Genomic DNA, 11,475 nt, shown 5'->3' on the forward strand with positions numbered 1-11,475 from the left:
TCGTCAGGTGTGGTCGATGCCGGCGCGATCGAGGAGCTCGCTCAGCCCGACGCCGAGCGCCTTGGCGATGCGGATGAGCTCGATGACGTCGAGACGGCGGTCGCCGGACTCGAACAGCGACACCTTGCGCTGGGTCAGGCCGAGCCGCTCGCCGAGCTGCGCCTGCGTGAGATCGCGCTCCTCCCGCAGCTGCCGGATCGTGGCGTACAGCCGCTGGTACTCAGGAGCCCGGCTGTCGACCACCCGCCCATCCGATCGCCCTTGATCGAATAGCCAAAGTTTAGCTGGCGATATATCGTGCCCTCGTGGCCCCGCCGAAGACCCCGGTTCGGTACCGCGCACGCTGCCCCGTCTGCCCGTGGACCGGCCGCGAGTACACCCGCTACTCCCAAGCCGAGGACGCCGCCCGCGACCACGCCGAACGCACCGTCCACGACACCCATGTGATCGACCACTACGGCCTGCGCATCGCCGGCTCGACCATCCGCCCGGCCGACGAACGCACCTGAACCCCGGCCTTCGACCACCCCGGACCACCTCACGAAGTCCGACAAAAGTGGCGTATCCGAGCAAGAGCGATGTACATTCTGCATCCAGAACGCTGCCAGCCCCGCAGATGGCAACCGCTCCATAGGTCGTTCGAGAGCTGGCCCCCCAGACACGAGGGGGGACCATGTCCAGTCGTCAGCGTGCGCGTCACGCACACCGCGACAGTGGCCGCGGGCCGATGCTCCGCCGCCGTGGACTTCTCACAGCGGGCCTCGCCGTCGCGGCGAGCACCGCCTGGCCGGCGTCGAGTGCAGTGGGCGCAGAGGACGCACCGAACCTGAGCACGTCCCGTGCCATGGTCGCGGTGCCGCAGCCGACCGGGCGGCCGGTGTTCTTCTACTCGCCGCACCAGGACGACGAGACCCTCTTCATGGGTCAGATCATCGCCAGGCACGCCCTGGCCGGGCGCGAGGTCCATGTCGTCCTCGTCACCGACGGCCGCGCGTCCGCCGCCCGCCAGACGATCAACGGCACCGGGATCAACGGCTGGTGGAAGGACCGCCACTATCCCGAGCGCGAGGGCTACGCACCTCTGACGCAGCAGCAGTTCGTCGAGGCCCGGACCCGCGAGTTCGTCTCCGCTTGCGGACAGCTCGGCGTCTGGCCGCAGAACGTCCACGTCGAGGGTTACCACGACAGCACGCTGACTCCGGCCCAGGCCGCCAGCGTGTTCGAGAAGTACGACGCGCTCTACCCGACGGCCGGCCACTACACCATGTCGTGGGACGACACCACGACCGACCACCGGACCCTCGGCCAGGCACTGCGCACTCTCGCGCTCGCCAACGCGAAGAAGTGGAACGACGTCCGCTGGACGATCAAGCAGGAGAACGCGCACCGGGTGGCGGGGGCCAAGGCATACACGATGCCGAGCGACGTCAGGCTCCAGACGCAGGAACTGGCGCGGCGCGCTGCCAGGGCGTACGGCGCGTGGTGCCCGGCCTCCGGCTCGTTCGCCGTGGGCTACCACTCGGTGGGGCCGACGTACTTCCCGCGGGTCGAGAAGGGCGAGCCGAACTGGTACCACGGGAAGTGAGCGGGCATGCGAACGGCCGGTCAGGATGGAGCCTGACCGGCCGTGTGTAATGGTGGAGCCGCCTGTCGGAATCGAACCGACGACCTATTCATTACGAGTGAATCGCTCTACCGACTGAGCTAAGGCGGCACGTGCCCGGCGAACCGGGCACGGTGCACGAGTATAGGGCGTCCACCGCCCCGGAACCCAATCGGGCCCAGCGGCCCGGGCAACGTCAGAGGGCGTCGGTGGTGATGGGCGCACCGAGGGCGGAGTCGGCCACGAGCTGGTCCCAGCTGAGGTTCCAGTCGGCCATGCCGGGGTCGCCGCGCTGGAGCAGGTCCTCGGGGCCGCGGGTGGAGTTGGCGACGGTGACGATGTCGCCGTACTGCGCGAGCTGGAAGAACGTGGCGCCGTTGGCCGCGCTGAGGTTGATGCAGCCGTGCGACACGTTCTCAGAACCCTGGGAGCCCTCGGACCAGGAGGCGGAGTGGACGAAGGTGCCGCTCCAGGTGAGCCGGACGGAGTTCGGCACCTCGAGGTCGTAGTAGTCCGGGTGGGCCGGGTCGCAGGTGATGTTCGCGTTGCACGACGTCATCTGACGCGTCTCGAACTTCTCGAGCACGATGTAGGTGCCGTTGCGGGTGGCGAACTCGGGCGCCCCCAGGCTGGTGTCCCACGTGGCCGCGACGGTGCCGTCGACGCTGTAGGAGACGGTGTGGGTGGCGGCGTCGACGGTGGCGATCTGCGACTTGCCGACGGTGAAGTCGAGGTCGTACGCCCGCCCGCCCCAGAGGTCGGGCCCGGCCTGGACGCCGTTGAGGGCGAGGTCGAGCCGCACCTGGGTGCCCGACGGCCAGTACTCCTTGGGCCGGAAGTGCACCTCTTGCGAGCTCACCCAGTGCCACGTCCCCTCGACCTGCGGGTTCGACGCGACGTGCAGGGCCTGCTCGACGTTCTCGCGCTCGGTGACCTCTTGGTCGAACCGGATGGTGATGGGCGCGCCCACACCGACGACGGCGCCGTCGGCGGGCTGCATGCTCAACGTGAGCCGGTTCGCGTCGGGCACGGGGCCGACGGCGAAGGAGTCGGTGAGGGTGTGCTCGGCCCCGAGCGTGTCGGAGGCCACGACGGTGACGGCGTACGACGCGCCGGGGGTGAGCGCGGCCGCGCTCTGCCAGCTGCTGCCGTCGTCGCCGACCTGGCCCTCGACCGGCTCGCCGCCCTCGGGGGTGACCTCGACGGAGTCGATGGTGCCATGAGGAACGGTGAACGCCAGCGGCTGGCCGAACGCGACCTCGTCGGTGATGCCGTCGAGCCGCAACGCGGCACGCTGCGTCTTGGGACCCTCGGCCTGCGCGGTGGCGCCGTCGCCGGAACCACCGCCGTCGCCGTCGTCGGAACCGCTGCACGAGGTCAGCAGCATCGCCGCGCTCAGAACGAGCACGGCCCGGCGGATCGTCAGGCGAAGGCGCATCACTCCATTATCCGCATACGTCGCCGTGATTCACGAAGCGCAGCTGGTCCCCTCGTCGGGGACGGTCCCGGCCAGCAGGTACGCGTCGACGGCGTCGTCGATGCAGTGGCTGCCCGCGAGATAGGCCGTGTGCACCGTGGAGTCGAAGGTGAGCAGCACGCCCGACGACAGCTGCGCGGCCAGCGACTCCGCCCACTCGTACGGCGTGGCGGGGTCGCCGGTGGTGCCCACGACGAGGATCGGGTCGGCGCCCGGCGCGGTGACCGGCGGGTGCGGCGCCGGGGTGGCGGTGGGCGTCGCGGTGGGGTCGGCGGGGTCGCCGACGCCGGCCTCGGCCAGGCCCTCGGCGAGGGTGGTGCAGCCGAACCCGCCCCAGGCGAGGAACGGCCCGAACACCTGCGACACCGCGGTGAACTCCGCCAACCCGGCCTCCGCCTGCTCCGCGGTGGCCTGCTCGGGGTGGTCGAGGCAGTTCACCAGTCCGATGACCTCGTTGGCGTTGCCGTTGTAGGTGCCGTCGCTGTTGCGCTCGAGGTAGAGGTCGGCGAACGTCATGAGCAGCGTGCCGTCGTCCTCGGTGAGCGCGAGGTCGAGCGCCTCGTTCAGCGGCTCGTAGCCCTCGTCGGCGGTGAGGTACAGCGGCAGGATGATGCCGTAGAACGCCAGCGCCTCGGTGAGCGGCCGGTTCTCGTCGTCGGTGGCCAGCGGCTCCTCGTCGGCCCGCTGCAGCAACCCGGCGAGATTCGCCCGCGCTTCGCCCTCGGCCGAGCCCAGCGCGCAGGAGTCCTGGTCGAAGCACCAGGCCAGGAACGCCGACAGCGCGCGCTCGAAGCCGCGTGCCTGGCCGAGCCCCATGTCGTCGCCCGAGAGCGTGGGGTCGATGGCGCCGTCGAGCACCAGCCGGCCGACGCGGTCGGGGAACTGGTCGGCGTACAGCGCGCCGATGAACGTGCCGTAGGACTTGCCGAGAAAGTGCAGCTTCTCGTCGCCCAGGGCGGCCCGCAGCACGTCGAGGTCGCGGGCGACGTCGGCGGTGCCGATGTGCGGCACGAGGTCGCCGGAGCGGGCGGCGCAGCCGGAGGCGAGGTCGCGCGTCGACTCCTCCAGCGCGGTGATCTCGGCGTCGTCGTCAGGGGTGGCGTCGGCGGCGAGGTACTCGTCGAGGTCGGGGTCGTCGACGCAGTCGACCGGGGTGGACTGGGCGACGCCGCGCGGGTCGAAGCCGACGATGTCGTAGCGCTCGCGCACCTGGTCGGTGACGACGGACCCGGCCAGCTGCGCGTACTCGACACCGGAGGCGCCCGGGCCGCCCGGGTTGACCAGCAGCGAGCCGATGCGCTCCTCGCCGGTGGCGGGCGCCCGCAGCAGCGCCAGCTCGAGCGTCTCGCCGCCGGGGCCGGCGTAGTCGACGGGGACGGTGGCCGTGCTGCACTGGAAGCCCTCGCCGCAGTCGCGCCACTCGAGCGTCTGTGTGTAGAAGGTCGCGAGCTCCGGCTCGACGCCCTCGGTGGCGTCGGGCGCCGGCGTGGACCGGTCGGGAACGTCGGCGCGCTGCCCCTCGCGCTCGGGCTCGGCCGAGCAGCCGGCCGCGGCCGCGACGGCGAGCGCCATGAGGCCGGCCAGGGCACGCAGTCTCACAGGTTCTCCCCGTCGTCCTCGTACTCGGCCTCGATGTCGGGTGTGCGGCGCGCGCCCTGGGCCACGGCGCCCTCGTAGGCCTGCCGCGAACCGCAGACGCTCGCCTTGGGGCAGGCGACCCGGCGGCCGGTCTCGCGGTCGCGGACGTACACCGTCTCGGCCGGGACGTTGTAGGCGACGACGGTGCCCTCGACGCCGTCGTCGGTGGTGACGTCGCAGCCGACGGTCGGCACGCTGCGCTTGAAGTCCTGGTACAGCGGGTGCTCGTACTTGAGGCAGCACATGAGCCGCCCGCACGCCCCGGAGATCTTCAACGGGTTGAGCGGGAGGTCCTGGTCCTTGGCCATGCGCACGCTGACCGGCTCGAAGTCGGTGAGGAACGTCGAGCAGCAGGTGTCGCGCCCGCACGGGCCGATGCCGCCCTGCACGCGAGCTTCGTCGCGGGCGCCGAGCTGGCGCAGGTCGATGCGGGCCCGCAGCGTGCGGGCGAGGTCGCGCACCAGCTCGCGGAAGTCGACCCGGTGCGGCGCGCTGAAGTAGATGGTGACGAGCTGGTCGACGTCGTCGCGGGTGTCGACGTAGTCGACCCCGACGATCTTCATCGGCAGGTCGTGGTGCTTGATCAGCCGGCGGGCGGCCACCCGGACCTCGGCGCGGCGACGGCGGTTGCGCTCTTCGCGCTGCAGGTGCTTCTCGGTGGCCAGGCCGGCGCACACCGGCAACCCGCCGATGTCCTCGCTGACCCATTGCGGCGCCCACACGCACTCGGCGACCTCGGGACCGTCGTCCGTGGGGACGAGGACCTTGTCGCCGACGCGTGGGGTGTGCTCACCCGGGTCGAGGTAGTAGAGCCTCCCGTACCGGGTGAAGGCCACTGCCATCACCATGCCCACGGACCCAGCCTAAGGTGTCGCGCCACCCGGCAGCGCATCGCGACCGCCGCACCGCGGACGCGAGGGCGCCGGCACCCCCGCAGGGGTACCGGCGCCCGCCGTCCGTACTCGGTCGTCCTCGGTGCCGTCAGGCTGTGCGCCGGCGGACGGCGTACCCGGCGGCGCCGGCCAGCAGCAGCGCGCCGGCCGTGAGCATCAGCGTCGCGGCACCCGCGCCGGTGTCCGGCAGCTCGCCGCCGTCGGCGCCGGACTCGTCCGCGCCGTCGTCGCCCGCACCGTCGTCGGCGCCGTGGTCGTCGCCGCTCTCGGCAGCGCCGTCGTCGGTCCCGTTCTCGTCCGCACCGGACTCGCCGGACCCGGACTCGCCGGACCCGGACTCGTCGGACCCGGACTCGTCGGACCCGGACTCGTCCGAGCCGCTGTCGTCGCCGCCGTCGTCCGAGCCGTCCTCGGCACCGTCCTCGTCGCCGCCGGGGCCGCCGTCGGCCTCGTCGATCCGGTAGAACGTGGTCGAGCCGGAGACCTCGTTGCCGATGGCCAGGAGCGCGGTGCCCTCGATCGGCGACACGTCGGCCGGGATGAACTCCAGGCCCTCGGGCCCGAGGTCGCCGGCGTCGGCCAGCGCGCCGCCGTCCTCGACGGAGACCGCGAAGTCGCGGTTGTTGACGTACGTGACGAACTCGACCGCGTCGGGCGCGGTGATGTCGAAGACGACCACGCCGCCGACCCGCTCGAAGCCGACGAACGCGTAGGTGCTGTCGCCGACCGTGCCGATGGCCAGGCCCTCGGGCTCCGGGCCCTTGTCGTCGCTGCGGCCCTCGAGGTTGGACTCGGAGTGGTTGGAGTTGAAGAACTCCGGCAGCGCCTCGGCCGTCAGCTCCTCGAACTGGGCGCCGGAGTCGAAGATCTGCCCGCCGGCCGTGCTCCAGATCGAGAACGAGCGGCCGCCGTTGGCGTACAGCGTCTCGTAGCAGGTGCCGTCGCCGGACAGTCCGTCGGCCGTGGTGATGTTCAGCCGGCCGAGCGCCTCGTCGGCGGTGAGGTCGGCGAGGTCCTCGCAGACCGGCAGCAGGCCGTCCTCGCCGAGGTCCTTGACCCGGGCGACCTCGGAGTAGCCCTCCCAGTCACGGGTGTCGCCCTCGTTCGCGGTGACGAGGTAGGGCACGCCGTTCGCGACGTAGGAGCCGATCGCGTCGGGCTGGTACAGGCCCTGGACCGGCCAGTTGCCGAGGTTGATGCCGCCGTCCTCGTCGGACGGGTCGAGCTCGTTGCCCGGCTGGCTCCAGTCCTTGGTGCCCAGCGCATGGATCGCGGTGACCTCCGCGCCGGCGAGGTCGACCTCGGCGAGCGCGTTGGCCTCCTGCAGGGTGACGAAGGCCCGGTCACCGACGACGGTGATGTACTCGGGCTCGAGGTTCTCGGAGACGGGGAACTCCGGGATGCCGGTGCCGGCGTCCTCGCGGCCGCCGTAGATGCGCACGCCCTCGGGCAGCTCCAGCGAGCCGCCCTCCTCGAACGCGTGGAAGTCCGCGATCGCGACGTCGCCCTGGGCGGGCGCGTCGAGCGCGTCCGGCACGTCGATGACGGCGACCGACCCCTCGGGGTCGACGGAGTAGTCCTCGGCCGGCTCGCCCTCGTTCGCGACCAGCAGCTGCGAGCCGTCGGGCGTGAACGTCACCATGTCCGGCAGCGCGCCGACGCGGACCGCGCCGATCGGGGCGCCGTCCTCGCTGCGCGCGTCGAAGAAGACGACCCAGCCGTTGCCGACCTTGTCGCCTGCCTCGACGGCGATGGCGCCCAGGCCGTCGGCGCGCACGTCGACGGAGTTGGCGACGGCGTCGCCGGGCACCGTCGACTCGTCGGCGGAGCCCACGCCCGCGGTGGGCACGTCGAACAACTTCACCGGCGCCGCCGGGTCGGACACGTCGAGCACCTCGACCAGCGCCTGCGCGGCGTTGATGACGATCAGGCGCTGCGAGCCGGCGTCATAGCCGACGATCTCCGAGGCACCCTCGTCGAAGATCCCGGTCTCGTAGGTGCCGATCGGCGCGAGCTCGAGTGCCGCGCCGGGCGCGGAGTGCGAGATCGGCTCGTCGACGATGCCGGCGCTCGCCGGCAGCGCGAACGCACCGGCCAGTGCCAGGCCCGCCGTCGCGGCGGTGGCGGCACGGACGTGCGATGGACGCGGTCGGGTCACCAGGGCCCCCTTGTATGAACGATGCAGCGTGTGCATGACAGACGACCGCGCAGACGCTAGGGGGTCCGGGTGTCCGGAAGACATCCGGACGGTGAACGGGGCGGGGGTGCGGCTCAGCCGGCGGCCAGCCGGCGCAGCGCCTCGGCCCGGACCCCGGCGACGGCGTGCGGCGCGGCGAGCGGGTCGAGAACGTCGCCGAGCGCCCGCGCGGCGACGATGATCGCGGCCGGTTCGACGGCCGCCGGGACGGTGCCGGCCAGCCCCGGCGGCGCGGGCAGGTCGGCGTTCTCGACGCTCACCGCGCCGAACCCCGGATAGTCGACGTCCAGCTCGGCCGCGTAGAGCTGCCAGACGCAGGTCCGAGCCTCGTGCAGCGACTCGACGGCCCGCCACACCCGGCCACGGCCCGCGTGCTTGGCGGTGTCGGCCAGCGCCCACCAGCCCAGGAACGCCCACTCGCGGCGCTGCTGGCTGGTACTGGTCAGCGCCGACGGCGTGAACGGCTCGGCCAGGTGGCCGGACCGGTCGAACACCGGCCGCGACCCCGGCGCCAGCCCCGGCCGGCTGTCGGCCGGCATGACGACCAGGCTGAGCTGCCGGCCGTCGGCGTACTGCAGCACCAGATGGTCGGCCGGCTTCTCGGGACTGCCGAGATGCTGGATCAGCTCGTCGGCGACGACGGCGTACTCGCGGGCCGCGGCCAGCGCGGCGTCGCGGCGCTCGTCGTACGTGGCGCCGTGGAGCACGACCCCCAGGCCCGCGTCGACGTCGGACACGAGGTCGCCGGCACCGCGGCCCAGTGACCCGGCCAGCTCGACCCAGTCGCACCACGGGGTGCGCTCGGCCCACTCGGCGAGGGCGTCGACGATCTTCCACGGGTCGGCGGCGGCGTCCATCGGACGACCCTAACCGGCCGCTGCCGCCGTCGCTGCGCGGGAGTCAGCCCTCGCGCAGCGCCAGCGCCATGGCCTCGAGCTGCAGCAGCGGCAGCGCGTTGGCCTGCAGCGCCTCGCGCGCCGCGACCACGGCCTCCATGCGGCGCAGCGTGGCCGCGGGCGAGCCGGACCGGGCCAGGCGGTCGATGGACGGGCGCATCTCCTCGTTGACGAGCTCGGTGCGCACGCCCAGCTGCAGCATGATGACGTCGCGGTAGAGCGCCAGAACGTCGACCAGCGCTCGGTCGATGGAGTCGCGCTGGACCCGGGTGCGGCGCAGCTTCTGCTCGCGCTCGAGGTCTTTGACCGCGGCCTCGATGTTGCGGGGCTTGCGGCCGGTGGTGCCGGCGCCGAGGGCCTTGCGCAGCTCGTCGACCTCGCGTTCGTCGAGGGCGTCGCAGTGCTTCTCGGCATCGGCCTTGGCGGCCTCGACGAGGTTGGCGGCGGCGTCGAGGCACTGGCGGATGTCGGCGAGGTCGAACGGCAGCCGGAGCACCTCGGCGCGGCGCTCGCGCACCTCGGCGTCGGTGGCAAGCGCCCGGGCCCGGCCGACGTGGCCCTGAGAGGCGCGGGCGGCGAACTCGGCGGTCTCCAGATCGACGCCCTCGGAGGCGACGAGGTGCCGGGCGACGTCGGCGTAGGGCGGCGTGCGCAGGTTGACGACCCGGCAGCGCGACCGGATGGTCGGCACGATGTCTTCGGCCGTGGGCGCGCAGAGCATCCACACCGTCCGCTCGGGCGGCTCCTCGACCGACAGCAGCAGGGCGTCGGCGGCGTCCTCGCCGAGGCGGTCGGCGTCTTCGACCACGACGACCTGCCAGCGGCCGCGGGCCGGTCGCAGCGCCGCCCGCGGGACCAGTTCGCGGACCTGGCTGATGCGGATGTTCAGGCCCTCGGTGACCAGCGACGCGACGTCGGGATGGGTGCGGGCGCGAACGTCGGCGCACTCGGAGCACTGGCCGCAGCCGCCGGTGGGGCACTGCAGCGCGGCCGCGAACGCCCGGGCGACGACGGACCGGCCCGACCCGGGCGGCCCGGTGAACAGCCAGGCGTGCGTCATGGCCCCGCGCGGCCCACCCCGCAGGTAGCCCGCGGCGTCGGCGACGGTGCGCTGCAGCGAGGGCACGACGGTCTGCCCGACGACGGCGTCCCAGACGGTCATGCGCGGATCACTTTGTCCACTGCGACGGCGATGTCGGCGGCCACCTCGGCGGGCGGGCGGCCGGCGTCGACCACGAGATAGCGGTGCGGCTCGGCCGCGGCGAGCTCGAGGAACGCCCGCCGGACCCGCTCGTGCAGGTGGTCGGGCTCGCGCTCGATGCGGTCGACGTAGCCCTGGCGACGCACCCGCTCGGCCCGCGCCGCCTCGTCGAGGTCGAGCACGACGGTGAGGTCGGGCAGCAGGCCCTCCGTCGCGAAGCGGGAGATGGCCGCGATCTCCTCGCGACCGAGCCCGCGGCCCTCGCCCTGGTAGGTGACGGAGGAGTCGATATAGCGGTCGACCAGCACGACGGCGCCGCGATGGAGCGCCGGGCGGACGACGTGGGCGACGTGGTCGGCGCGGTCGGCCGCGAACAGCAGCGCCTCGGCGCGCGGGTCGAGGTCGCCGCCGTCGAGCACGATGGAGCGCACCTGCGGCCCGATGCGGGAGTCGCCCGGCTCGCGGGTGACGACGACGTCGCGTCCCTGCGCGCGCAGATGGTCGGCCAGCAGCGCCTGCTGGGTGGTCTTGCCGACGCCGTCGCCGCCCTCGAAGGCGACGAACAGCCCTCGCGGTCCGGTCACGCCGTCAGCCTAGTGAACGGCACCGACAACGCGGGTCCGCGGCCTGCGAACAGCCGATGGCCGACTGCCGGGTCCGGGGCGGGATGAGTCCTACGAGGGAGGGGAAACGCGGGTCTGCCCTACCACCGTCCCTGAGTTCGACCCTGAGAGTCCCCTGAGATCGGTTCCGCGCCATTGCCCAGGCCACGGTAGGAACTGAGGGTGGAGTCCATGGACCTGCTGTCGTTCGTGGCCGTGCCCGCGCTCGCCTACCTCGTGATCGCGGCGTTCGTGGCCATCGACGCGGTGGTGCCGGCGTTCCCGGGCGAGGTGCTCGTCATCTCCTCCGGCGCACTGGCCGCCGCCGGTCACCTGAACGTCGCGTGGTCCATCGCCGCGGCCACGCTCGGAGCGCTCGCGGGCGACCTCGCGGTCCACGGCATGAGCCGCCGCGCGCTCCCCCGGATGCTGGAGCGGTTCGGCGTCGGCCGGCGACTCAAGGCGCGGATCGCCCGGGCACACGAGCGCATGGGCTCCACCAGCGCGGCGGCGATCATCGCGGCCCGGTTCATCCCGCTCGGCCGCACGACGGTGGCCGCCGCGGCGGGCGTGGCGGGCATCGGCCGGCGCCGGTTCGCGGCGATCGCGTTCGCCGGCGGGCTGCTGTGGGCGAGCTGGACGGTCGGGCTCGGCTACGTCACGGGCACCGTCACCGACGCGCCGCTGTGGCTGCAGGTGGCCATCGGCGCGGCGGTCGGCATCGTGGTGGGCGTCTGGGTGGGCGCGGCGCACACGGTGATCCGCACCCGGCGCCGCATGAGCGAGCGGGCCCGCGCCGCCGAGGCCGCCGCCGACTCCCGGGACGAGCCGTCCCCGTCACGAACCGCCGAACTGGTCGCCTGAGTCGCTCGGCCCGCCGAAGTGACCAACCACGCCGGACGTGGGGGACGGCGACCGGCGTCAGGAACCGTCGGGGCGGGGCAGGCGCTCGCGCATGACACCGGGGC

The 11,475-nt window shown here is 73.0% G+C and carries 11 protein-coding genes and 1 tRNA gene; 3 read left to right on the forward strand and 9 right to left on the reverse strand.

The window, feature by feature from the left end:
• Positions 1 to 3: 3 nt before the first annotated feature.
• The gene (locus tag E1212_RS29895; protein ID WP_203416407.1) at positions 4 to 243 is read right to left on the reverse strand and encodes a helix-turn-helix domain-containing protein; all 240 of its coding nucleotides are present in this window, start codon (positions 241 to 243) and stop codon (positions 4 to 6) included.
• Between the two features lie 62 nt (positions 244 to 305).
• Between E1212_RS29895 and E1212_RS29900 the strand changes: the two genes are divergently transcribed.
• Complete coding sequence (locus tag E1212_RS29900) at positions 306 to 509, forward strand: hypothetical protein (protein ID WP_203416409.1); 204 nt, start codon at positions 306 to 308, stop codon at positions 507 to 509.
• A gap of 344 nt (positions 510 to 853) precedes the next feature.
• Complete coding sequence (locus E1212_RS04910; protein WP_162605314.1) at positions 854 to 1,585, forward strand: PIG-L family deacetylase; 732 nt, start codon at positions 854 to 856, stop codon at positions 1,583 to 1,585.
• A 53-nt stretch (positions 1,586 to 1,638) separates the two neighbouring features.
• Here E1212_RS04910 and E1212_RS04915 read toward each other — a convergent pair.
• The 8 genes from E1212_RS04915 to tmk all read right to left on the reverse strand — a co-directional run bounded on the left by E1212_RS04915 (position 1,639) and on the right by tmk (position 10,489).
• A tRNA-Thr gene (locus E1212_RS04915) sits at positions 1,639 to 1,714 on the reverse strand.
• A gap of 85 nt (positions 1,715 to 1,799) precedes the next feature.
• Positions 1,800 to 3,041, reverse strand: coding sequence for a L,D-transpeptidase (locus tag E1212_RS04920; protein WP_131979916.1), 1,242 nt, complete (start codon positions 3,039 to 3,041; stop codon positions 1,800 to 1,802).
• A 30-nt stretch (positions 3,042 to 3,071) separates the two neighbouring features.
• Positions 3,072 to 4,679, reverse strand: coding sequence for an alpha/beta hydrolase (locus E1212_RS04925; protein ID WP_131979918.1), 1,608 nt, complete (start codon positions 4,677 to 4,679; stop codon positions 3,072 to 3,074).
• Positions 4,676 to 5,566, reverse strand: a complete 891-nt coding sequence (locus E1212_RS04930) for a PSP1 domain-containing protein (protein WP_131979949.1) — start codon at positions 5,564 to 5,566, stop codon at positions 4,676 to 4,678. The genes E1212_RS04925 and E1212_RS04930 overlap by 4 nt, the downstream gene beginning before the upstream one ends.
• A gap of 133 nt (positions 5,567 to 5,699) precedes the next feature.
• Entirely contained in the window at positions 5,700 to 7,769 is a 2,070-nt protein-coding gene (locus E1212_RS04935) for a choice-of-anchor I family protein (protein WP_203416411.1), read from the reverse strand.
• Positions 7,770 to 7,882: 113 nt separating this feature from the next.
• Positions 7,883 to 8,665, reverse strand: coding sequence for a hypothetical protein (locus E1212_RS04940; protein WP_131979922.1), 783 nt, complete (start codon positions 8,663 to 8,665; stop codon positions 7,883 to 7,885).
• A 43-nt stretch (positions 8,666 to 8,708) separates the two neighbouring features.
• Positions 8,709 to 9,866, reverse strand: a complete 1,158-nt coding sequence (locus E1212_RS04945) for a DNA polymerase III subunit delta' (RefSeq protein ID WP_131979924.1) — start codon at positions 9,864 to 9,866, stop codon at positions 8,709 to 8,711.
• Positions 9,863 to 10,489, reverse strand: a complete 627-nt coding sequence (gene tmk, locus E1212_RS04950; protein WP_131979926.1) for a dTMP kinase — start codon at positions 10,487 to 10,489, stop codon at positions 9,863 to 9,865. The genes E1212_RS04945 and tmk overlap by 4 nt, the downstream gene beginning before the upstream one ends.
• Before the next feature lie 210 nt (positions 10,490 to 10,699).
• Between tmk and E1212_RS04955 the strand changes: the two genes are divergently transcribed.
• The gene (locus E1212_RS04955) at positions 10,700 to 11,371 is read left to right on the forward strand and encodes a DedA family protein (protein WP_238992247.1); all 672 of its coding nucleotides are present in this window, start codon (positions 10,700 to 10,702) and stop codon (positions 11,369 to 11,371) included.
• Positions 11,372 to 11,475: the final 104 nt, after the last annotated feature.

Origin of the sequence: Jiangella ureilytica, assembly GCF_004348545.1 — a bacterium.
GTDB classification, from domain to species: domain Bacteria; phylum Actinomycetota; class Actinomycetes; order Jiangellales; family Jiangellaceae; genus Jiangella; species Jiangella ureilytica.